The organism is Actinoplanes lobatus (assembly GCF_014205215.1).
In the GTDB taxonomy this organism is placed as follows: Bacteria; Actinomycetota; Actinomycetes; order Mycobacteriales; family Micromonosporaceae; genus Actinoplanes; species Actinoplanes lobatus.
Genome location: NZ_JACHNC010000001.1, coordinates 10,243,897 through 10,267,594, shown reverse-complemented (window position 1 = coordinate 10,267,594; position 23,698 = coordinate 10,243,897). Strand labels below are relative to the sequence as shown.

Below are 23,698 nucleotides of genomic sequence, written 5' to 3'. Positions count from 1 at the left end.
GTATGCGCAGCAGTCGAAACCTGGCTCCAGACGGAAGGCGGCGACGCTGGTGACAGGCGTTCCGGCCCTGGCCGACCAGGTCTTACGTTGGTCGGCGTGGCCTGCGGGGAAGCAGAAGCCGGCTGGTACGCGGTCGACCTTCGATCTTCCGCCTTCGACCCCGACCGGGCCGAAGGGCTCCGCCTGGCCGGCCGAAACCCTCCCCAGCCCGGCCAAGGCTATGCACCACTGGACGTCATCTACGACGGCCGGCGGTTACGCGTACGTGTCGCCGAATTCGTCGCCCTGAAGGACGCGCATCTGTGGCGGCAACGCCAGCCGGCCACATATCTGTTGACCCAGCTACGTGACGGCCTGCGCGCCATCGGCGACACGAGCCTCGCCCACGATCTCGTCGCCGGCCGGCTCGCCGCCGCCCCAGCTGATCCGCCCAAGATTGCCGGGTTCTCCTTCGCGCAGCGTCAGGCATACGCCTCCTGCCTCGCTCCCGGGGTCCGGCTGGTGTGGGGGCCACCTGGAACCGGCAAAACGTGGGTGCTCAGCGAGGCCATCAACGCCTTGGCTGCCGCCGGCAAACGCGTACTGCTGGTCTCGGCCACAAACGTGGCCGTCGACAACGCCCTGCTGGGGGTATTACGCCACCGCAGGCACCGGCCAGGCGAGCTCGTACGTGTCGGCGCACCGCATCTACGCGCGATAGCCGCCGACCCAGACGTGTCCTTGACCAACCTCGTCCGCAACCGGCTCACCACGGTCGAACAACGCCGCGACCAGCTCAACCAGCACCTTCTTACTCTTCGCCGCGCCGCCGACGACCTCGCCGCAGCCGAGAACGCCCTGGCCGGGTTCGACCCCACCGAACACATCCGCATCCGCACGCTGATCGCCAAGACCGACCAGATCCCGCACCTCACCGCCGCGCTGCAACAGGCGAGGCGTGAGCACCGAACCGGTCAGGCAGCTCTCGCCCGCGCCGACGAACTGATCGGCGTCGCGGAAGCAGCGGTCGCGGACACCGCCGAAACCCTCCAGGCGCTCGGCTCTATCGCCGACCTGAACCGCGAATGGACAGCTACCCAGAACGCAGGCGATCAGATCAGCGTCACCGCCATGACCTCCCGTGCTGAAGCCGACCGCCTTGCCGGTGAACTACGCGCCGCCATGGCCGGCACCAAGCTGCAGCGATGGCGCAATCGCAACACCATTACCGCTCTCGAGGCCGGCGTACGCACTCAACGCAGCCTCGCCGACGAGGCCGAACGCCGCGACCAGCACAATCGCGAGGTTCTTGCCCGCGTCCGCATATCGACCGAAGAACAGATCACCAATCTGCGCCAGCGAGTGCGCTACACCGACGAACAGATCTCCCAGAAGCATGCCGCTCTGGCAAAAGCACGCGCCTACCGCGACGCCATCGCCGACCAGGAAGCCGGCCTCGACGAACGCCTGCGCGCGGCCGAAGCCGAGCTGACCGCAGCCGAAGCCACACCACCACCCACCGACGCCGAACGCGCCGCCGTTGAACGCGCCGCCCGTGACGACCTGCCACGCCGGCACGAACAACTGCTGATCATGCGTGCCGATGCCGCCACCGCCGAAGCCAGCCGTCAACGCCTCGAACAGCAATACGCCGAGGCCCAGGACGAATTCGACCGGCTACGCCGCGACGCCGAGACCGAACTGATCAAAAAAGCCACCGTGGTAGCCACCACCCTCGCACGAATGCGGACCAGCAAAACGCTGCTCGACGGCCCCTACGACGTCGTCCTCATCGACGAGGTCGGCGCCGCTACCTTGCCCGAAGTCCTGCTCGCCGTCTCTCGCGCCCGCACGACCGCAATCCTACTGGGGGATTTCCTGCAACTCGGCGCCGTGATCACCGGCCCCATCAAGAACACGAAAGACCCCGACGTACGCCGGTGGCTGTTCCGCGACGTCTTCGCCCTGACCGGCATCACCGTCCCTGCCGAAGCACGCGCCCACCCCGGCTGCACCACCCTGGACATCCAGCATCGCTTCGGCCCACAGATCATGAACCTGGCCAACACCATCGCCTACGACGGGCAACTCACCGCCGGCGACGAGATCCGCGACCACGACCCCAACGACCCCGAAATCGTCCTGATCGACACCGACGACATTGACGACCTCGCCGAAGTCCGACCCACCGGACCCAGGACCGGATGGTGGCCGATCGGAGTACTCATCGCCCGGGTTCTCGCCGACTACCACCGCGGCCAAGGCGAGGACGTCGGCGTCCTCACCCCGTACAAGCACCAGGCCGAAGCAACCCTTGAAGCCTTCCGCGACCGCGAACACGACGACAACAACCCCACCGACGTCGGCACCGCCCACCGCTTCCAAGGCCGCCAGTTCGATATCGCCGTCTTCGACCTCGTCGAAGACGGCACCACTCCCCGCTGGATGGCCGCAGCCGGCCCCCATGAAGGCTCCTTCGGCCGAGACGGCCTGCGATTGTTCACCGTCGCGATCACCCGCACCAAACACCGCCTCTACCTGATCGGTAGCCGCAACCTCATCATCGACGCCGCACCCGGCACCGCGCTCGGCGCCATTGCCGCTCTCGGCACAACCGTGCGGACCGTCCCCGCCCGCCTCCTACTCGGTCTGCCAGCAGACCCGCGCGACACACGCCGACAGGCCAGCCTGGGCCTGGTCGGCAAGGACCTCGCGGACATCCTCGCCCAACACGTGCGCATCACCGCGATCCAGGACGAGCGCCAGTTCTACGAAACGTTCACTACCCACCTGCGATCCGCCCAGCACAGCCTATGGATCTGGGCCACCTGGACCGCCAGCCGACTTACGAAAGTCCTACCGGCGATCGCCGACGTAGCCAGCCGCGGCGTCAAGACGGTCGTCTTCGTCCGCGACTCCAGCGACCACAACCAAGGACAACCCCTATATCAACAACAGGTCACCGTCCTTCGGACGGTCGTGCCTGCCGTGGTGGAAGTGTTCAAGATGCACCAGAAGATCATCGTCATCGACGAACGCATCGTGCTCTTCGGCAGCCTCAACGCACTGTCGCAGAGCAGCAGCCGCGAAGTCATGCTCGTCATGGAAGGCGAACACTTCGCCCGCAAACTGCTCGACCATGAACAAGCCCGCGCCATCTCCGCTCCACCGACATGCGGCGCCTGCGGGAACGCCACCCTCGTGCTGCACCGCACCATCCGGCAGGGCTTCTTTTGGCGCTGCTACGCCCAAACCGGAGTAGCCGGACCAGGCGGCCGTCCCGCACGTTGTCGGTGGGAGACATCACTCACTTCCCAACACGGGGCTCGCCGGTAGGCGACCAGTTCGGTCGTCGGCCGTGCGCAGAGTGACGAAACGTCAAGGAGCGCACCAGAAGCCGTAAATGCATTGATCGACTCAGTTTCATGCCGCAGTTCATGTCGGAGGTAGGTGTAACCATCTTGGGCGGAAAGTAACAAGTTGATCACAGAAGGGTGATCATGACCCACGTCCGAGGCCACTACCGACGAAACGGCAGCTACGTCCGCCCACACACCCGACGCACCACACCCAAAACGGCCGGAACCACCCGCGTCCGCGCCCACTACCGCAGTGACGGCACCTACGTCCGCAGCCACCAACGCACCGTCACCACAAGCCAGTCCACCCCTACCGGCGACGGCGACGATGCCTCGCTGCTCATCGCCGGACTGATCATCCTGCTCATCCTCATCGCCGCCGGAATCATCGCCAGCTGAACGACGGCCATGCTGCCCGACCGCCCTCGATGCCCCACGCGCCGAGGGCGGCCCGAAAATGACCCAAGCACACAAGGGCATCCATCGGGGCAGCGTTCGGACTGGGACGGGCCGGGTGACACCTCGCGCACCGACCAGGAACCCAAGGGCAGCTACTTCCCGCCTCTGGTGAAAGCGGTGCAGATACCGAAATCGCAGGGTGGGGTCAGAACACTCGGTGTGCCCACTGTGGGTGATCGAGTGGCGCAGACCGTGGTGGCCCGCAGGATCGAGGAGAAGGTCGAACCGATCTTCCACCCCGACTCCTACGGCTACTGGCCGCGACGGTCGGCGCTGGACGCGGTAGCGGCATGCCGGCAACGGTGCTGGCGTTACGACTGGGTCGTCGATCTGGACGTCCAGGCGTTCTTCGACAGCATCGACCACGACCTCATGATCAAAGCGGTGGAGGCGAACACCGACCTGCCCTGGGTGCTGCTGTACGTCAAGCGGTGGCTCACCGCCCCGATGCAGCAGCCCGACGGCAGCCTGCAACCCCGAGACCGGGGAACCCCGCAAGGGTCCGCGGTCTCACCCGTGCTGGCGAACCTGTTCCTGCACTACGCGTTCGACACCTGGATGGTCCGGACGTTTCCGTCCGTGCCGTTCGAACGTTACGCCGACGACGCGGTGGTGCACTGCGCCAGCGAACGCCAGGCGCACGTGGTGCGCCAGGCGATCGAGGACAGGATGGTTGAGGTCGGGCTGCGTTTGCACCCGGACAAGACCAAGATCGTGTATTGCAAGGACACCAACCGGCGAGGCATCCACCCGGACACCTCGTTCACGTTCCTCGGATACACGTTCCGTCCGCGCGGGGCCAAGGACCGCCATGGAGAGCTGTTTATCGCATTCCTCCCGGCGGTCAGCAAGGACGCTCTCAAGCGACTCAGCCGTACCGTCCTGCGCTGGCAGATCCACCGCCGGTTGGACCTGAGCTGGGCCGAACTCGCCGAGATGATCAACCCGGTCGTACGCGGGTGGATGAGCTACTACGGACGGTTCTACCGCTCCGCGCTCTACACCTTCCTGGCGCGTATCAATTCCTACCTGGTGCGCTGGATCCGCAAGAAGTACCGGCGGCTACGACCCCGACGCAAGGCACGAGTCGTGTGGGAACGCATCATCTCGCAACACCCGCGCTACTTCGCACACTGGGCCTGGGTCCGTAATCCTCTGATGATGGCCAGGGTGGTACGAGCGGAGTGACGGGAGACTGTCACGCTCCGTTCCGTGGGAGCCCGGAGGTGAAATCCCTTCGGGCGACCCGACCCTGGGTGGTCCGCCCCTGCGAGTTACGTGTCGAGGTGGTGCAGTAGCCAGTCAGTGATCGCGCGGCTGGCGCCGGCAAGGACGCCGGTAAGGGCAGCCAGGGCGATGCGGATCCGGTTTCTCTGCGGGCCGTTAGGGGTCTGTTGGATCTGGGTCATCGGGTTGCTCCGTCAGGTTGCTGTGCTTGGGATGTGGGAGGTAGCGCGGCTGTGCATCCCAGGGTCGATCCCTTCCTGATGGGCGATTCTTGGTGCCGATGAGTGTCGATTGGTGTGCTGGCGGGGTCGGTTCGGGCATCCTGGTCGGCGATGAGTGCCGATGAGTCCCGACCGCTGTCGGGCCGCCGTGCGAGGCCCGTGGAGAAGAAGCCGCTGCCTGCCGGGCTGGCCCGGGACCTGCGAGACGCGGTCTACCGGTTGTACGCGGAGGCAGATCGGCCGCAGTTGGCCGAACTCGCCCGAAAGATCGCCGAGGACAATGATCTACCCGGTTCGCCGGGCAAGGATCTGATCGGCAAAATCATCAGTGGCGACGGGTTAGCGGGCCAGCAGGACACGGTGACTGTCGCGACCGTTTTGGCCTGGGCCGCCGGGTGCCGGGATGTTGCGCATGTCGCGGAGCAGGTCCGCCAGCTGTGGATAGCCGCCGCCACGGCCGAGCCTTCCGCGACGACTTATGATCGGCTGGGCTGGCCGATCGGTGAATGCGACCCCCTCGTGTTGGGGGTACACCCGGCGATCCAGGTCCCCTGGGAGGTTACGGCCGATGTGCTGCCCCGTTACATGCCGAGGGCCCACGATGGACGGCTGCGGGAGTTGGTCGACGGGATGCTGGCCGATGGCCGGTCGCGGCTGGTGACATTGGTGGGTGGGTCGTCGACAGGCAAGACCCGGACCGGCTGGGAGCTGGCCCAGTATTTGAAGAACCAGCGGCCGGGCAGGTGGCGGTTGTGGCATCCGTTCGATCCGACCCGCCCGCAGGCGGCCCTGGCGAATCTGGCGAATGCGGGCCCGGAGACGATCGTGTGGCTGAACGAGGCCCAGGACTATCTGATGCCTCCCGACACCGCCCTGGGGGAGCGGATCGCCGCAGGGTTACGGACCTTGTTGACCGAGCCGAGCCGGGGCCCGGTGCTAGTCCTGTCCACCATGTGGACGGACTATTGGAATACCCTGACCAGCCGGCCTTCCGAGCCGGGAGCGGATGTGTATGGGCAGGTCCGGGAGCTATTGGCCCTCAGCGTCAAGGTTGACCTCGGCGACACGTTCACCCCCGCCGAACTCGCGGGACTGGTTGGCCCAGGCGTCGACGTGCGGCTGCGGTACGCCGCCAAGCAGGCCGAGAGCGGCCGGATTACGCAGTATTTGGCTGGTGCTCCCGCCTTGGAAGATCGTTACCGCACCGCACCACCAGCGGCCCGGGCGATCCTGCAGGTGGCCATCGACGCCCGCCGCCTCGGTTACCCGGTCGCGTTACCGCACGCTCTGCTGGAACAGGCGGCCCCCGGCTACCTCACCGATCACGACTGGGACGCATGCGGAGATGACTGGCTCGAGCAGGCGCTGGCCTACACCGCCCAGCCGTGCAAAGGCGCCCGCAGTCCGCTGACCCGGATCCGGCCCCGCCACGGCGAACCGCCGTCGGCGGGCGGGCAGCCCTGCTACCGGCTGGCCGACTACCTCGAACAACTTGGCCGCACTGAGCGCGCCAGCGTGTACCCGCCTGACAGCCTGTGGCAGGCGTTCAGCACCACCGACATTGACCCGGCTGCCACTGTGGACCCGGTTGTGCTACGGCGGCTGGGCAATCAGGCGGGATCACGGCTGCGCTTGCAGGAAGCGATCCGGCTGTATCTCAAAGCGGCCGACCTGGGCGATGCCGATGCCCTGACCAGCATTGCCGGAGTGCTCGAGGGCGCGGGAGAGACAGTTGGCGCCGAGCGGCTGTATCAGCTTGCGCTCGACGGCGGATCTGTCAGTGCAGCGGTGGCGCTTGCCCAGCGGTGTGAACGTGCGGGGAACCTTGACGATGCGATGGTGTTGTACCAGCGGGCGGCTACTCGCGGCGATGGAGCGTCGCTGCTGCGTGCCGCCGACCTGTGCCGTAACGCGGGCGATCTGACCGGTGCCGAAGCGCTTTGCCGACAAGCAGTTGACCGTCGTGTCAGCGGTGGGCTACTCGCGCTGGCGGGTATCCGTGATCGGCTCGGGGACGATGCAGCTTGTGAGGCCCTGCTGGAACAGGGTGCCGACGCTGGTGAGACATTTGCACTGCAATTTCTCGTCCACCGTCGTGTGATGCGCGAAGACCTTGCCGGAGCCGAGAGCCTGTGTCGGACCTACACGGCGCGCGGGTCTAGCGAGGCATGGATGGTCTGGGCTGGCCTTCGGGAACGGTGCGATGACTTCATGGGCGCTGAGGCCTACTACCGTCAGGCTGCGATATACGGCATGCCAGATGCGGTGATCGCTTTAGCCAGGATGCATGCCGAGATCGGCGACGTCGACGGGGCCACCAACCTGTATCGCCAGGCAGTCGACCTCGGTTCCGGTAAGGCCTGGCGACCACTGGCACGGCTGATGCTCGACGCGGGAGATATGGCCGGCGTCGAAGAGGTCTGCCGGGAAGCTGCGCACCGAGGTCAGCCGCATTTGCTGTTCTGGCTGGCTGGGCTGCGCGAGGGGAGTGGTGACGATGTCGGCGCCGATGAGCTACGTCTGCTTGCCGCCGATCATGGCGACATGGATGCCCTCCACGAGCTGGCTGAGGTTCGGGTAGAGGCAGGGGATCCGGCAGGTGCTATGGCCATGTACCTGCGCGCCGTAGACCTGGGTGACCGAGGTGCAGGATTCGCCTGGGCAAGGTTGCTCACCGCTATAGGCGACGGGAGATCGGCTCAGCAATTGACCCGTTTCGGTTTGACTGGCGACGGCAGGTTTGCGACCGGCCTCGACCTCGGCCCCTTCAATGATCTGCTGCCGAACGGAACGGGATGTGGTTTGCGCCGGACCGATTGCCGTTTATGTAGCGAAATGTCGGATAGGGATCCTGGATGTCGACCGCTTGATCAGTGATGATCGAGCAGCTCGTCCCCCATCAGGTCCAGCATTCGATCGCGTCGAACCTGATCGACGCTGGGCGCGGCATCCACGAGGTCGCCGAACGGCTCGGCCACGACGCCGCAACCCTGATTCGTTGCTATGTCTGCGTCGACGCCGCTCGACGCCTGCAAGTCGCCCACGAGATCGCCGACTTGGTGGCGCCACCGACACGACATCTCGCGGCCTGAGCATGTCGCCGGAGCGGTACAACAGGATGCCGCCGGTTCCGTATGGCCGTATAACGCATCGAACAAAGCGCGCACGGAATCGAGCGGCCGGGATTGGGAACCGAATCCCGAGGTCCTGTTTGAGAGTCAATGAGGAGCTTCAAAGGGTACATTCTCATCAAAATATTGGTTCTCTAAATAGAGGAGATATGCCTTATGGGGACGGCCCGGGCCTAGGGTTCTACTGATCAACTTTCTAGCCCGCCGCTCGCCCCCGTTGAGTCAGGTGGCAGGGTGGCACCGGAACGTGCTGATAATCTATGAGAATCGCCGCTCTGAGAATCCACTCTGCATAACCGCAGCTAGAATGCCTTGTTTGGAGCGCGGTCGAGGCTTCTGGTAGCGACACCTTAACTCGCCCTGGTATGCTTATCGGTGACCTGGTAAAACGTTGTCGAGCACGTCGCTGGGCCTTTCAGCTGCTGGGGGTCAAGGGGTCGCAGGTTCAAATCCTGTCAGCCCGACGCAGGTCAGAGGGTCTTTCCCGGTAGTCACTGGGTAAGGCCCCTTTCTTGTTTGGGGGCAACTTGGGGGCACGGAACCAAAATAGCCTTGTCACCTGATCGGATACAGGCGCCTCAAAATTTGATGCTGACCCCAACATCCAAAGACTGGTCTAGCCGATTGAGCCTGCCACCGGTCTGCGGGAAACACCCGCACGATCGCGTATTCGACGCTGCCCAGCGTCGACCTGATTCACAGGTTTATACGCCCACTGGATGGCGCAGCCCGGCTTGTCGAGGTCGGGCCAGCCACGCTCACCGACGAATCGATATGCCGTACCTGGGACCCACCTGCGTGATACGTCCACGGTCCGTGTCGTCTCGGGTCGATCCCGGCGTCTTTGAGGATCTCTCAGATGGTCGAGGCGGCGACCTTCGCACCGAGGACGACGAGTTCGCCGTGGATGCGCCGGTATCTCCAGCCGGTGTTCTCCGATGCTAGGCGCAGTACCAGCGCGCGGATCGATCGGTTCGTCGGCGGCCGTCCGGGACGGGCTGTCGGGCGTGCCGGCGGGCGATCAGATCGCGGTGCCAGCGCAGTACGGTCTCCGGGCGTACGAGCAGCCGCAGTTGGTTCAGCACGGTTCGTGGTAGCGGGTGCAGCAGGGCCGCTGGCCAGGCCCGGTCGATCGAGGTGAACCGGCCCGATCGCCGTGCAGCTGCCGATGCAGGACCATGATCTGATGCCGCAACGCGAGGATCTCGGTGTCCTTGTCGCGGTCGTTCATCGGCGGCAGCCGTAGCAGAGCAAGAGTGTTAGGCCGTATCTGGTGGATCAACGGGTGCGATCCGGTTTGGCTCGTAGCCAGTCGAGGGTTTCAGCAAGGTCCAGGACTGCCTTGTACGAATCACCGCGCTTGTCATACCGGGTCGCTACCCCACGCCACTGCTTGCGCCGGCTGAAGCCCCGCTCGATCTGGTTGCGTTTCTTGTACGCCTCGGCGTCGAAGTTCGGCGGCCGCCCGCCGGCGGAACCCTTCTTCGCCCGGTTGGCCTGCTGATCCTTACGCTCCGGGATCACCGTCGTGATCCTCCGGCGGCGCAGGTCAGCACGGTTGGCCTTGCTGGAGTACGCCTTGTCCGCGCTGACCGAGTCCGGGCGCTTACGAGGACGACCGACCCCACCAGGACGCCGGACCGCGACATCGTCGAGCAACGGCTTGAGCTGCTTGGTGTCGGCAGCCTGACCCGGGGTGATACGCGTGGCGAGCGACCGGCCCCGGCCATCGCCGATAGTGTGCACCTTCGTGGTCAGTCCCCCGCGGGAGCGACCCAGACCTTGACGTACCTGCGACTCCTTCGCGTCCAGCCCTCTTTACGGGCGCCCGCGGCGTGCTGATGCGCGCGCACGACCGTCGAATCGACCTGCGCGTTCCAGTCGATGTCCTCGTCGGCCTCGGCCAACGCGATCACCGCTTGCTTAAGCCGGGCCCAGGTGCCGTCGTCGCGCCATTTGGCGAACCGGTCATAAGCAGTCTGGTGAGGCCCGTACCGCTCCGGCATGTCCGCCCACGGCGACCCGGTCCGTTTCACTCAGCAGATCCCGTTGATCACCTGCCGGTGATCACGCCAACGACCTCCTCGTTTACCACCCTGAGGCAGCAACGGCTCCAAGATCGCCCACTCGTCGTCCGTCAGATCGAAACGCGCCACGACTCGTATAACGACCGACGTCCATGATCCGCCAGATACGGCCTAGTCACGCCGAGGTATGTCAGTCGCAGCAGCACAACAGAACATCCTCACGGAATGCTCTGCAGAGATCACCGTCGCGGTCTTGCCGCTGGTGTCCGCTGCGGCCCCGGTCGCACGCGTCGGCGACCAGGGTGGCCGTGACCAGGGCGGATGAAGCTTTCGGCACCCGCAGTGCTGTTCGGCCGCCAGCCGCGTCAGTCCAGGGTGGAGACAGGCAAGGCCATCCCAAGGTCGCCCCGTAGCACGCGTTGCGTCGTCGGGGCCAAAGCGCCCTGTGTCCGGGCTATTCTCCGACGTCGCTACGTGTCGCAAGCGACGGCGGCGGGGCGTTGCGACTGATTGTAACCAGGGCGAGTTCAGCCGGCCTGACCGAATAGGCGCGCCGCTGTACCCCGTCAGCGACCCCGCTCACATGTCGTCGTCACGGGCACATGTCAGAACTTGCCTTGCCTGCTGCCAGGATGCTGAACCGTCCACGCCTCCTCCTGCACCCTGATCGGCGACCTGCTTTCGGATATCGGGGCGGCTCTGGCGGCAGACGTCGGCATCGGTTCTCACCGGCTCTGGAAGGTCGAAGCCCTTGCTGGTGCCGATGCGGTAGTAACCTCCATGAGGGAAATAGCGGAAGCGCTGAGGCGCCAGATCCTCCGAAGCCAAGGATCTACTCAAGGAGCAGGATGTTCTGCGAGCCGGGGAGTACCTGAGTTGTCGGAGGGTTCCCAGCAGTTTGCGGCTGCTTTACTCTTACAGGACCCGGATCAAGCGAGGGGCACATGTATATAAAGCGCGTGGTTCTCAATAACATCAAAGGTTTTGAACAGGCGGATATCGACCTGTGCCCGGACGGCGACGAGTATCCCGGCTGGGCTGTCGTCACAGGCGACAATGGCGCTGGTAAGACTGCATTCATCAAGGCAATTTCGCTGGCGATCCTGGGTCCCGACCAGGCAAGGAGTATTGTCCCTGACCTACGAGGATGGGTAACCGAAGGGCAGGAGTCTGGAAGTATTTCGGTAGAAATTAAGCCAAATCACGAGTGGGACAAAACGGTTCGCGGGGGAAATCCTGTACAGGGGACCTTCTGGGCTGAAGTCGAAGTGACCCGGAATGGGCCGACGTGGGACCTTGCGCCGACAGATATCTTTCGCAATAAGAAGAAAGGTGCTTTCACTGGGCCATGGTCGTTGTCAACCAATGGGTGGTTTGCATTAGGGTACGGCCCTTTTCGGCGGTTGTATGGGAGCTCGCCGGATGCGCAGCGATTGATGGTAATTCCCGGTAGAATCCCAAGATTTGCCACCCTGTTCAAAGAAGACGCCACTCTCGGTGAGGTGGAAGAGTGGGCGAAGCAGCTCATGTACCGCAAGCTTGAGCAGCGTGAGCATGAGCGCAAAACCCTCGACATGCTTCTAACTCTATTGAGGGATGACTTCCTTCGGCAGGGGATGACGATCAAGGACGTAAATTCGGATGGAATTTGGCTGCTGGATCAGGCCGGCCGCCGGATGTCATTGACCGATATGAGCGAAGGGTATCGCTCGGCTCTGGCTATGCTGATGGATATTTTTCGCCATATGGTGGATGTGTATGGACCCGATGGTCTTCTTGAGGAAGGGCCAAATGGCGTCTTTCTCCGCAGGCCCGGAGTGGTCATTATCGACGAAGTGGACGCACATTTGCACCCTGCTTGGCAGCGTGAGATTGGCTTTTGGCTCAAGCGCCACTTCCCGTTGATTCAATTCATTGTAACTACGCACAGCCCTCTAGTTTGTCAGGCGGCGGACAACGGTCGAATCTATCACTTGCCGCAGCCTGGAGTAGGCGAGCCGTTCATCCTAACTGAAGATGAATTCAATAAGGTGATCGCAGGGAAGGCTGATGAGATCCTATTGACTCCTGCTTTTGGGCTAGAGCATACACGGTCGCCGCGGGCAGTGGAGTCTCGGCGGAGGCATGCTCAACTCAGAGCGAAAGCGCGTATGCGCAGGCTTAGCGAGGGGGAAGAGCAGGAGATGGAGCAGTTGTCACTATTTACGACGGTGTGATCGTGAGATTCATCCATCGTGAAGAGCTCGCACGACCATTGACCGAGGCGTTATTTCGCCGACAGATCCAAGCTGCGGCAACGGGCGACGTCGCAAAGGAATGGGAAAATTTTAGAAAGACGGTTGCTGGAAATGCTGTAGCCGAAAGGCTAGCTTTTATGGCCGGTACGCGCGCTCGTTGCTACTACTGTAGCGACTCGCGGGGGACAGACATTGAACACTTCAAGCCCATTGTGGGATATTCTGAAGAAGCTTTTAAGTGGAAGAACTTTCTCTATGTCTGTACGGGCTGCAATAGATATAAGTCCAACAAATTCCCTGTAGATAGCCTCGGTAAGCCGCTACTTATTAATCCAACATGGTGTGATCCGTGGCGCTTCCTGTTTCTTGATACAGCTACCGGTGTAGTCGTTGAGAGGGACCTTGGTGGCACGCTCGATCCACGAGCAGTGGAGACTTTGAAAATTATAAAGACTCTTTCGACGGAGGCGGCCGAAGAGGGGCGTTCCCGTGTAATTCGAAGGCTCGCATATGCCGCGGAAGAGGTGCTGGCGGGATCAAATGAGGCGAAAGTTTGCCAGCGACTGGCGCGTGAGGTTGCCGACGATGACTTCGGTATTTCACGGTGGTTCGCTATCTGGGACGGAGCCGATGAGGCGCCTTTCTCCCTGATTCGAACCGGCAATCATTCAGTTTGGCGATCATTTGTCCGTTGGTCGACTCGGCGGTATTGAGTACGGTCATTCGTGAAGCGCAAACTTTGCTCTGGCGTCTCACCTGCGGGAACGGTGTGTGACAGGCGGACAGGGCTGTCAGACTAGGCCTCGTTCGGCGGCTGAGCAGGTGGTGGGGACCATGTGGAGACCACACGCCATGCGCGGCACTGCGTTGGTCTACACGCTTGGCATCGGGGTGAACAGCGCGCATCGGGCTTGACGTGCGGAAGCGCGGACTCCAACGGGCCTCGGCCGTGCGGGTCCTGCCGTTGGCCGCATGGGCATTGGTCACGGCCGGTAGTTCCCGTCGTTGTTCGATTGGCGGCCGATCTGGCCCCCGGTTACCCCTCGAAAACTACGTCCGACTAGTGACATCGAGTGACAAATATGACCGCTGGTTGACGGTATTGGTGCAGGTCAACCGCAAGTTTCGGCAATGGATGACAAGCTTCGGATCGTCGTGGTCGGTAACAAGCGGTTGCAGGTTCAAATCCTGTCAGCCCGACAGTGCAAAGATGCAGGTCAGTATGCCGGTCCGGTTCCAGGGCCGGCATACTGCGTGTCTTGGGGACCGCGATGGTCAAGTGCGCTACGCGGTACTGCACCTTGACCGCGGGTCAAGCAGCGTCGGTCATGCGTTCGGCGGACTCGAGCATCATGCTCGACGCCGTTTAAACGGTTAGCGAGTTCTACAGTGAGGCGCTGCGCTCCTAGCCCGGAAGGTCGATGTCGATGCGGACCGCTGCTGCAATAGGCGCGCCACGTTGGCTGAAGACGCGAACTAGGCCCTCATTTTCAGCACCGTCATCTACAACATACCCCTCGTGGCAGGCGAGTACTTCGTCCACGATGAAGTCTTGAATGGGAGCACCTGGTGCGGCACTTCCGCCTCGAAGCTCACCGAAAGCCGGCGCGTAGTTCCTACTGAAATGTGAGGTTGATGCGCGTATGGCGCTCGCGGACATTACTCGCGATCCTGTCACCAGCGGAATGGTAGGTGGATTGAAGGGTAGCTGAACGGGAATAGATGACTGAGATGGCATTGCGCGAGGGTGATATAGCATGTAGTGAATCGGCAGTCCAAATGTCGTCTCGTATTTCGCGATAGATTGCCATTGGTCGTCCCCCACCTGCAGGGCGCGGTAGCGACACGAATCATCGAAGCGGAAGACTCGAGGGCCAACCGTGGCAGGCAGGGATTTCGCCATCAAGGAGCCAAATCCGCCAGGGCGGGCCAGTCCTAAGTCTTCTGTAAATTCGGCTTCACGTGGATACAGGCGTTTGCTTTGCAGGAGAACGACCTTTGTGCGCAGGAGGTTGCCCCTTTGCCGGAAGTTGATGATTAGGCCCAGGTCGGCGATCTCCCACCGCTGCCAGTGCCAACCGCCCCCCACGAAGTGGGCGTCAATATCGACCACCGTTCCAGACATCGTCAGGTGCGGCCCCCTGGCTTCGACCAAGGCGTCGATGAAGGCGAAGTCGAGAGTTTCCTCGTGTGTGGTGGGCATTCGGTCGAGGCGGGAGGTGACCCGCTCGTTCGCGGTGGCGAACACCTCTCGTATGTAGCTCAGAACATCTGGGGGGAGTGGGATCCTCGCCGCTGTAGTCATACGGGGTCCTTCGCAGGGCCCCGGCAAAGTCGTGACGGTGTCCGACTTGGGGGATCTGGAGTAGAAGCGCCGCTGTTGGGTGTAGCAAGACGGGCATGACCGGTTCGAAAGATCATCAAGGTTCCTACGCCACGATGATCTATCCGAAGTGAGTCATGCCCGCACTGCCATCATCGCTGATCTCCTCTTTGTCCTGCGCACCGGCTCTGACCGTGCCCGAAACCGCTGGCGGCCTGGTGGCAGTGCTCGATTGCCTGCCTGATCCGCGGGCACGTCGTGGGGTCCGGCACCGGTTGACGGCGGTAGTGATCGCAGCAGTCTGTGCCGTGATCGCCGGCTGCCGTTCCTATACGGCGATCGCCGAATGGGTCGCCGACGTTCCGGCCTCGACAGCTCTCGCCCTGGGTATCGCCCCTGACCGGCGCCCCTCTGAAGCGATGATCCGCCGATTGCTGCAGGCCCTCGATGCGCAGCTGCTGACCACGGCGATCGCTGTCTGGCTCGTAGGCCGGGCCGAGACCTCGACAAGCCGGCAGGCCATCGCGGTCGACGGCAAGACACTGCGCGGATCCCGCACCGGCGACAGCACCGCCCGGCACCTGCTGGCCGCCTGCGATCAGAACGCCGGCATGGTCCTGGCCAGCACCGATATCGACAGCAAGACCAATGAGATCACCCGATTCGCGCCTCTGCTGGACCAGATCGGCGACCTACGAGACGCCGTGATCACCGCCGACGCGATGCACTGCCAGCGCGAACACGTCGACTACCTCGCCGAACGGGGCGCCCATTGGATCCTGACCGTCAAAGGCAACCAACCGCACCTGCACAAACAGCTCTCCCGTCTGCCCTGGCGGCAAGTCCCGCAAGCTGCCCGCCAGGATGACCGCGGCCACGGCCGCCGGGAGATCCGCACCCTGAGGATCGTGACCGTCGCCGCAGGCATCGACTTCCCGCATGCCGTCCAAGCCCTGCAGATCCGCCGTCGTAGACGCCGCCTCGACCAGCCACGGCGCTTCACCACCCAAACCGTCTACGCCATCACCGACCTACACGTCCACCAGGCAAAACCTGCCCAACTGGCAGCCTGGATCCGCGGGCACTGGACCATCGAAAACAAGATCCACTGGGTTCGCGACGTCACCTACGCAGAAGACCGCAGCCAAATCCGTACCGGCACCGGACCACACGTCATGGCCGCCCTCCGCGACGCTGCCATCAGCGCATTACGGGCAGCCGGAACCACCAACATCGCCGCCGCCACCCGCCATCACGCCCGCGACAGCAACCGCCCGTTGACACTCCTCGGCCTCATTTAGGACTTTGCCGGGGCCCTGGGGTCCTTCGCTCGTAGTACGGCTTAGAGATGCACCGCGGACGCTCCGCTCTCTTTCGGTAGCCGACTGTAGCGGGGGTGCGGCGGCGTGGGTATGTGGTGAATCCCCGAGGGCTGCTCTCGCTGCTGCCGGCGGACGACTTCTACCACCCCCGGCGTTGAGGTCCGGCCGCGATCGGCGTGAGCGGCTGGGTTCGGTTTGCACTCGTTGGCCCTCTCGAAACCGCCTGGAACCATCTGGGGACCACACGGTAAGCGCGGCAGCACACGGACCTCCACACTCGACACCCGTTTGAACGATGCGCATCGCGCTTGACGTGCGCAAACGTCGACTCCAACGGCCTGGGGGTCAAGGGGTCGCATGTTCAAATCCTGTCAGCCCGACGATTAAATCAGCAGGTCAGGGCCGGTATCGCGGAAACGCGGACCGGTCCTGAATTGTTTCTCCCACCCGTTCGGGAGAAATCTGGGAGACGATCTTCCGCGCGGAGCAGCCGATCCAGCACGGCCACCGGCGAACCCTGACTCATCCGCCACCGGGCGACCCGGAGTTCTGGCTGGACGTGGACGATCCCGGTGATGCGTTATACGTAGTGATGCGTTATACGTACCTCGGATGATCGTGGCGCGCAGCCATGCCGGACTGGGCATTGGCGGCAAGCTGCTCGCGTGGGTGTCAGAGAAAGCCGCCGAGGCGGGGCGGCACTGGCTTCGGCTGGACGCGTGGCGCACGAACCCGCACCTACACGCCTACTACCTAGGCCACGGGTTCCGGCACGTGCGGACGATTGACCTGCCGCACCGCGGATCTGGTGCCCTGTTCCAGCGAGCCATCTCCGCGCCCTCTTGATCGGACCCGACCTATGACTCAGGTGGATCGTCCACGGCACTCCGTCAGCGTCGCCGCAGTCATCACCGACGAGGCTTCCCGGGTACTCGTCGTCCAGCGGCGCGACACCGGCAAGTGGGAGATCCCCGGCGGCATCCTCGAACTGAACGAGTCCGTGCCCGCAGGCGTACGCCGGGAGGTTGAGGAGGAAACCGGCGTCAGCATCGAGCCGGAGTGCCTGACCGGCGTCTACAAGAACCTCCGGCTTGGCGTTGTTGCCCTGGTCTTCCGCGCCCGAGTCGTCAGCGGCAAACCCGGCCCCACCGACGAGAGCGCCGCCGTCGCCTGGTGGACCGCCGACGAGGTCACCGAGCACATGAGCGAGACATTCGCCGTCCGCGTCCTGGACGCGCTGGACACCACCAATGTCGCGGTTCGCCTCCATGACGGGGTGCAGCTGATCGCCGAGGATTGGCAGTAGACAGCCCCGTTACCGCGCACGAAACGAATCGACGGGGCAGCAGAGATCGGAGCATTCACATACGATGATCATGATCTCGACGCTACACAAGGGAGACTCGCGTGAAAATGCTACGGTCGGTGACCGCCGCAGCCATCAGCACTGTCGCAGTGTTGGCCACTTCCGCACAGCCTGCGCTCGCCGCCTACCCGGTCACCCTGTTCCCGGAGTTTGGCGGCCCCTGGGGCTCCAACCAGGTTCAGGTCACTTGGTACAACCGCTCGGTTGGCATCAGCGGCTGGGTCAAAGACCTCTGTTGTGCTTCAGGCGGTAACGTCACAACCCGCGCCTGCGTTGTCGCGTACTTCGGACCGAATGCTACCGGCGAAGGAATTCCGGTCGGAGCGGACAGTGAGTGCCGGACTGCGATTGACACCACCAGAGGTTTCAGCTTCACGATCAACGGTGCTCCTGCCGGGGGCTTCCAATCGGTCCAGGTCTCGTACTACGAGGATCGCCCAGACGAGTCCGAATTGGTTGCCTATAGGACGAGGAACCGGCCAGCGGCCTGACCAGGGATCTTCGGAGTCCACCGCGGCGGCCGAACACCCTGCCCCTCGTTCCTCGCCATTCTTCTGGGCGGGCACGGATCGCCGCTACGGTGAGAACTTTTCTCTACATCTTCAAGGCGGGCCTTCGGCCCGCACGCCAGCCGGGATCTGCCGGCCGTTCGCGCTTTAGGCCGCGGGCGGCCACAGCGCGAGCCGGCATCCAGCCGCGCGACGACCGCTGGACACGCCGAAGCCCGAACGTTCGCACTCGGGAACGTCCGGGGCTTCGCGTGATCAGTGACAAGAGCCGTGTCTCCGGCGGGCAGGACCTCCCGGCCCTGCACCCGGGGAAAGCCTCCGGCGGCCAGGGCTGCCCGCCCTGGACCGGGCGGCTCTGGGATGCCTCAGCCCGGATGGCAACCAGACGCGCCCAGGAGGCGACCAGACTGATCGGTCCTGGTGATCCGAGCGTGGGTGCCGTTCTCGAGCTCGCCGTAGCGGGCGTTCACGTCGGGGTCAGGTCCACTTGCGATGGTGGCTACGGCGGCGTGTATCGAGCCGTCCATCGACGTTATGGCGCCCGAGCCCAGCAGCGCCAACGACTTCGGCCGGTTCGAACCACGCCGCAAAGGGGCCGTTGGCCGTCTGAGGTCAGGGGCGGTTCGTGTCCGGGTGAGTTCCCGCCGTGACGACGGTTGCCGGTGGCAGGGAGACGACGAAAGTCGATCCGTGCTCGGGTGAGTGGCGATAGCGGATGTCGCCGCCGTTGGCGCGAGCCAGTTCGCGGACGATGTACAGGCCCAGGCCGGTGCCGGCGACCTTTCCGGCGGTGCTCTCGGCGCGTGCGAAACGGTCGAACAGCCGGTCGCGGAACTCCGGCGGCACGCCTGGGCCCCGGTCGGCTACGTCGATGGTCACGGGGCCGCCGTTGGAGCCGTGCACGTCGATCGTCTCGACGCCGCCGCCGTACTTGTCCGCGTTGCTGATCAGGTTGGTGAGGATCTGGTCGAGGTGGCCGGGCTGGACGGCGGCGACGAGGTCGGGCGGGCAGGAGACGGTGACCGCGGTGGTGGCGGTGGCGCCGAGTACGGCCTCGATGTGGTCGGCTACCCGGACCGGGCGCGGGGTCGCGGTGAGTCGGCCGGCGTCGATGCTGACGAGGGCGAGTACCTCCTCGACGATGCCGGCCAGCCGCCGGGTGGCGCCCTGCATCCGGCCGAGCAGTTGCTCGGCCGACGGCGGCAGGGGATCGCCGGTCAGGACCAGGTCGAGGATGCCGAGGATCGTGGCCAGGGGATTGTTGATCTCGTGGCCGAGTATGCCGATCAGGTCGGCCTTGAGCTGGTTGGCGGCCTCCAGCTCGTGGTTGCGGTCGGCGATCTCCGCGGTGCGGGCCCGGACCTCGCTCTCCAGGGAGTCGTAGTGCAGGGCGTTGTCCAGGGAGACGGCCAGCTGGCCGGCGATCAGCTCGACGGTCTCCAGGCGGCCGGTGGAGAAGACACCGGGCTGCCGGTGGTTGGCGAGGACCAGGACGGCGTCCTTGGTGCTCTGGCAGGGCACCGGGATGACCAGCAGGCTGCAGACCTCGAGACCGTTCAGGTACGGATCTTGCGAGAACCGGTCGTCCCGGGTCGCGTCGGCGACCAGCAGCGGCTGGTGGGTGCGCTGGACGTAACGGACGGCGGACGACGGCAGGCCGTTGGTGGAGGAGCCGGAGACGGTGCGGTCCCGCAGCGACAGGTGCACGTCGGTGGCCCCGGTCATCGCGCACAGCACATCGATCACCTGCGTGGTCAGTCCGGCGAGGGTGGTCTTCGAGCTGAGCGCCCGCGACGCGCGCAGGATCGCCCTCAGGTCCAGGCGGTCGGCGCCGCTGCCCGGGCCGATGCCTGCCATGTTCCGCAGGAACGGGTGCTCGGCCTCGAGGCGTGCGACCGGGCCGCCGGCACCCCACGCCTGGTACGCGTCGCGCGCCTCGACCAGCAGCCGGCGCCCGGCGTGGGTCAGCCCCTGCTCCAGATGCAGGCGGGCGGCCCGCTCGGCGAGCAGGGCGTGATGCCACGGGCGGCCCGTCACCTCGTTCAGGCCCTCGTCGAACAGGCGGATCGCGGCGACGGCGTCGCCACCGGCCCGGGCGATCTCGGCGTCCACGAGCAGTAGCAGCGGCCGGAAGTTGCGGGGCGTGTCGGCGGCCCGCCGGGCCAGCCAGTCCCGAGCGTCGGCCGTTGCGGGGGAGGGGTCGCTGAGGCAGCGGGTGACCCGGGCGAGCGCACTGGCGTAGAACCCGCGGATCGCCTTGCAGTGCGCCATCGCCGCGGCCGAGTGCTTCTCCAGGGCCTCGGTGTCGTCGCTGAGCAGCGCGGCCAGCGCCTGGTCCAGGTGATGGCCGGCCACCAGGGCCGAGTTTTCGCCGATTTCGTCCAGGTAGGCCGCCTCGTCGAAGCCCTCGCCGTCGAACGGTCCCGGCACAGCGGGTTGCCCACGCAACACCCGGATCAGCTGCCGGTGTCCGAGAACGATCATCCGGGCGTACCAGTTGCCGGTCTGCTCCGCGAAGGCCAGCACCGCCGCGGTCTCCTCGGCGCAGGTCTGCAACGAGTCCTCGGTCTCCATCAGCAGGACCAGCAGCCGCGCCCAGTGCCATCCGGCGATCTGCACGTCGCCGACCGCGAGAAGCTCGTCGCGGGCCTGCCAGCAGCCCTCGACGACCTCTTCGAGCGGTTCGAACCAGGGCGCGGCCAGCATCAGGTGCTGGTAGGCGGCCACCGCCGCCGCCGCGTGGTAACCGTGCTCGCGAGCGGCCCGCAGCGCGTGACCGGTCAGCAGGTATCCGGTGCGGTGGTCGTCGAGGAGCCAGCTCGTCACCCGGATGGCCCCGCCGAGGGTGCCGGTCAGCGGCGAGCACACCCCGTTCTGTTGCCACAGCACGTGTGTCCGTAGCACCAGCCAGGCGTGGAGGTTCGGGTCGGCCACGAAGGTGGGCACGAGCATCCGCTGCAGAATTCGGGCCACCGCGATGATCCGCGGATCGGTGGACTCCCTCGTCGGGTAGGCCGGTCCGCGGTCGGCCACCCAGTCCCGGAGCTCGAGCACGGCGCGCTGGTTGTCCGCTTCCAGATCGGCCGGCGGGGCGATGCCGAACCGCCGCAGCGCGTCGAGCCCGAGAGCGATCGCCGCGTGGCACTCGTCGCGCTGGGTCAGACTGTTGATCTGTACGGCGGTGGCCGTGGCCAGGACGAGTGGGTCCGGGGTGCGAGCGGCGAGATCGTGGTAGATCCGGTCGGCCTCGGCGTGCCGGCCCAGGCAGAAGAGCGCGGTGTGCCGGTCCACGGCGATCGCGTCGCGGTCCGCGGCGGCGCCGGGGGCGAGGACCCGGTCGGCGGCGGTCAGCAGTTCGTCGGCACTCGGATAGTTGGTCATCCGCGCGGCGTGGCGGCCGGCCTGGTGCAGCACAGCCGATGCGGTCCGGCGCTCGCCGTCGTCGCGGATGAGGCCGGTGACCGCGAGGTACTGCTCGGCGGCCTGCTGTTCGTAGTCGCCGTGTGCGGCCAGGAGGCGGGCCATGGAAAGCCGCGATCGATCCATCTCGGCGGCCGGAAGCAGATCCCGGGCCGCCTGCAGGACCAGGTCGTGGCAGAACTTGACGGTTTTGTCCGCGCTGATCAGGCCATCGGTGACGGCGGGAGCGAGGTGTGCCGGGAGGGTTCCGGGCGGGGTCGCGGTGGCGGTGGCGAGCAGCTCCGGGGGGACGTCGCTGCCGAGACAGGTCAGCGCGACCAGTAGGCGCCGGGTCGTCTCCGGCTGTTGCTCCAGGCGGGCGGTGAGCAGTTGCGGCAGGCGGTGGCGGGTGACGAAATTCCGTACCGGATCAGGGTCCCAGTCCCAGCCGCCTTCCGCCGGTGTCAGCAGACCCTCTGCGCGGAGGCCGTTGATCAGTGCCACCGTGGCGTACGGATTCCCGGAGGTCGCCGTGCCGATCAGGTCGGCGAGCGACTCCGCGGCCGAGGGCTCCAGACGCAGCACCGTCCCGGTCAGCTCGGCCAGCCCGGTCCGATCCAGCCCGGCCAGCCGCAACGGCGGATCGGCGAGTCCGTCGCGTTCCCAGCGCGAGGTGAGGCCGGCGAGCGGACGGCCGGCGTCGCTTTTCTCGTCCCGGTAGGCGCACACGACCAGCAGCCCGGGGACCGGCCCAGCGGTCACCAGGCCGTCCAGCACCCGCAGCGATGTGCTGGTCGCCCATTGCAGGTCGTCGACCACCATGACCAGGGGGCGGTGCGCCGCCACGGTGCGCAGCAGCGTGACCGAGGTCCCGCTGGCCCAGGTCGGCGGGGTGACCAGGTCCAGCGGCTCGGCCGCCTCCTGCCCGCCGAGAAGTATGTCCAGCTCGGGCACCGCGCCGGACAACACCTTGCCGACCGGATTCAGCGCGGCGACCAGCCGTTCCCGGTGGCCGGCCAGTTCCGCCTCCGGCAGGGCGAGCAGCAGCCTGGCCAGGTTTCTGATCACCTGGCTCGTGCCGTCGGCGTCGACACCGGTGCGGAACTGCTCATACTTGCCGGCGAGAAACCAGCCGCCGCGAGCGGCGATCAGCGGTCGCAGCGTTTGTATCAGGGCGCTCTTGCCGATTCCGGCCGGCCCGCTGACCAGCACGGCCCGGCCGTCGCCGGCCAGCGCCCGGTCCAGGGCCGTGACCAGTGCGCCGATCTGCGGGTCCCGGCCGACCAGGATCGGCGGCGCCGGCAGGAACAGCGGGAAGTCCCGGTCGCCCGGCGTCCAGTCGCCGTCCGGGTCGGCCGTCCAGCGGGCGAGATCGTAGGCCAGGCCCTCGGCGCTCTGATAGCGCCGGTCCGGGTCCTTCTCCAGCAGCCGCATGATGATGTCGCCCAGCCGTGGTGGCAGGCCCGAGGCGGACGGGGTGCCGACCAGGGTGCCGCGTACCAGCTCCAGAGGGTCGTGGCCGGTGACCGGGGGAGTGCCGGTGGCGAGGGTGTACAGGGTGGCGCCGAGGCCGTAGAGGTCGGCGCGACGGTCGGTGCTCAGGCCGGTACGGCCGGTCTGTTCGGGCGCCAGGAACCCGAGAGTGCCGACGGGGCCCTCGTCCGGTTCAGGGGCGCCGGTGAGCGCCAGGTCGAAGTCGATGAGCAGCGGAGGAGCGTCTGGGCGCAGCACGACGTTGGCCGGGGCGATGTCGCGGTGCAGGACGCCGGCACGGTGGACCGCGGCGATCGTGGTGGCCAGGGCGTGTGCGGTACGGACCAGGTCGGGCAGGGGCATCGGCCCGGCCGGCGGTGGAGCGCCGCCGTCATCCTGTATGACCAGGGTCCGGCGCGCCTGGTTCGCGGCGAGGCGGGGGACGCCGGGCAGGCCGGCGAGCTTTTCCAGTACGGCACGTTCATGCTCGATGCGACGGGCCGCGCCGGTCCCGGTGGCGTGTTTGCAGACCACGGCGGGACCGTCGGACGGGGTGTGGCGGGTCACCTGTGTCCGGTCGCTCAGGTACAGCAGCTCCTCAGCCACGTACCGGATGATGCCACTTTTGGCAAGATTTTTCCTTATGTTCGCAGCCGCTGGTCGCTC

General features: G+C 65.4%; 15 protein-coding genes and 1 pseudogene. 11 read left to right on the top strand and 5 right to left on the bottom strand.

Annotated features, from left to right (window positions below; translation table 11 throughout):
• Positions 1 to 96: 96 nt before the first annotated feature.
• The 3 genes from BJ964_RS46475 to ltrA all read left to right on the top strand — a co-directional run bounded on the left by BJ964_RS46475 (position 97) and on the right by ltrA (position 4,985).
• The gene (locus BJ964_RS46475) at positions 97 to 3,315 is read left to right on the top strand and encodes an AAA domain-containing protein (protein ID WP_188126626.1); all 3,219 of its coding nucleotides are present in this window, start codon (positions 97 to 99) and stop codon (positions 3,313 to 3,315) included.
• A 164-nt stretch (positions 3,316 to 3,479) separates the two neighbouring features.
• A complete protein-coding gene (locus BJ964_RS46470) occupies positions 3,480 to 3,737 on the top strand; it encodes a hypothetical protein (protein ID WP_188126625.1) in 258 nt (85 codons plus the stop codon).
• Between the two features lie 9 nt (positions 3,738 to 3,746).
• Positions 3,747 to 4,985 (top strand): group II intron reverse transcriptase/maturase, encoded by a 1,239-nt coding sequence (gene ltrA, locus BJ964_RS46465; RefSeq protein ID WP_188126624.1) that lies wholly within the window; start codon positions 3,747 to 3,749, stop codon positions 4,983 to 4,985.
• A gap of 86 nt (positions 4,986 to 5,071) precedes the next feature.
• On the opposite strand, the gene BJ964_RS48925 is transcribed toward ltrA, so the two are convergent.
• Positions 5,072 to 5,206 (bottom strand): hypothetical protein, encoded by a 135-nt coding sequence (locus BJ964_RS48925; protein WP_262479444.1) that lies wholly within the window; start codon positions 5,204 to 5,206, stop codon positions 5,072 to 5,074.
• A gap of 150 nt (positions 5,207 to 5,356) precedes the next feature.
• Here BJ964_RS48925 and BJ964_RS46460 point away from each other — a divergent pair, with 150 nt between their 5' ends.
• The gene (locus BJ964_RS46460) at positions 5,357 to 8,122 is read left to right on the top strand and encodes a tetratricopeptide repeat protein (protein ID WP_188126623.1); all 2,766 of its coding nucleotides are present in this window, start codon (positions 5,357 to 5,359) and stop codon (positions 8,120 to 8,122) included.
• Positions 8,122 to 8,337 (top strand): site-specific integrase, encoded by a 216-nt coding sequence (locus BJ964_RS46455; protein WP_188126622.1) that lies wholly within the window; start codon positions 8,122 to 8,124, stop codon positions 8,335 to 8,337. Before BJ964_RS46460 ends, BJ964_RS46455 begins: the two co-directional genes overlap by 1 nt.
• Before the next feature lie 1,317 nt (positions 8,338 to 9,654).
• On the opposite strand, the pseudogene BJ964_RS46450 reads toward BJ964_RS46455, so the two are convergent.
• Together BJ964_RS46450 and BJ964_RS46445 are read right to left on the bottom strand one after the other, a co-directional pair.
• Positions 9,655 to 10,532 (bottom strand): annotated as a pseudogene (locus tag BJ964_RS46450) (IS5 family transposase).
• A gap of 450 nt (positions 10,533 to 10,982) precedes the next feature.
• Positions 10,983 to 11,231: a hypothetical protein gene (locus BJ964_RS46445; protein ID WP_188126621.1), complete on the bottom strand. Its 249-nt coding sequence runs from the start codon at positions 11,229 to 11,231 to the stop codon at positions 10,983 to 10,985.
• A 131-nt stretch (positions 11,232 to 11,362) separates the two neighbouring features.
• Between BJ964_RS46445 and BJ964_RS46440 the strand changes: the two genes are divergently transcribed.
• The gene (locus BJ964_RS46440) at positions 11,363 to 12,619 is read left to right on the top strand and encodes an AAA family ATPase (protein WP_188126620.1); all 1,257 of its coding nucleotides are present in this window, start codon (positions 11,363 to 11,365) and stop codon (positions 12,617 to 12,619) included.
• Positions 12,620 to 12,621: 2 nt separating this feature from the next.
• Positions 12,622 to 13,353 (top strand): HNH endonuclease family protein, encoded by a 732-nt coding sequence (locus BJ964_RS46435; RefSeq protein ID WP_188126619.1) that lies wholly within the window; start codon positions 12,622 to 12,624, stop codon positions 13,351 to 13,353.
• 692 nt (positions 13,354 to 14,045) lie between these two features.
• Here BJ964_RS46435 and BJ964_RS46430 read toward each other — a convergent pair.
• The gene (locus BJ964_RS46430; RefSeq protein ID WP_188126618.1) at positions 14,046 to 14,888 is read right to left on the bottom strand and encodes a hypothetical protein; all 843 of its coding nucleotides are present in this window, start codon (positions 14,886 to 14,888) and stop codon (positions 14,046 to 14,048) included.
• A gap of 212 nt (positions 14,889 to 15,100) precedes the next feature.
• Between BJ964_RS46430 and BJ964_RS46425 the strand changes: the two genes are divergently transcribed.
• The 4 genes from BJ964_RS46425 to BJ964_RS46415 all read left to right on the top strand — a co-directional run bounded on the left by BJ964_RS46425 (position 15,101) and on the right by BJ964_RS46415 (position 18,142).
• On the top strand, positions 15,101 to 16,264 hold the full coding sequence (locus tag BJ964_RS46425) for an ISAs1 family transposase (RefSeq protein ID WP_239163898.1): 1,164 nt from the start codon (positions 15,101 to 15,103) through the stop codon (positions 16,262 to 16,264).
• A 603-nt stretch (positions 16,265 to 16,867) separates the two neighbouring features.
• Positions 16,868 to 17,131 (top strand): GNAT family N-acetyltransferase, encoded by a 264-nt coding sequence (locus BJ964_RS49475; RefSeq protein WP_328515441.1) that lies wholly within the window; start codon positions 16,868 to 16,870, stop codon positions 17,129 to 17,131.
• Between the two features lie 13 nt (positions 17,132 to 17,144).
• Positions 17,145 to 17,591: an NUDIX hydrolase gene (locus tag BJ964_RS46420; RefSeq protein ID WP_188126617.1), complete on the top strand. Its 447-nt coding sequence runs from the start codon at positions 17,145 to 17,147 to the stop codon at positions 17,589 to 17,591.
• 119 nt (positions 17,592 to 17,710) lie between these two features.
• Entirely contained in the window at positions 17,711 to 18,142 is a 432-nt protein-coding gene (locus tag BJ964_RS46415; protein ID WP_188126616.1) for a hypothetical protein, read from the top strand.
• Between the two features lie 630 nt (positions 18,143 to 18,772).
• Here the strand turns inward: BJ964_RS46415 and BJ964_RS46410 are convergent.
• Positions 18,773 to 23,638, bottom strand: a complete 4,866-nt coding sequence (locus tag BJ964_RS46410; protein WP_188126615.1) for a GAF domain-containing sensor histidine kinase — start codon at positions 23,636 to 23,638, stop codon at positions 18,773 to 18,775.
• Positions 23,639 to 23,698: the final 60 nt, after the last annotated feature.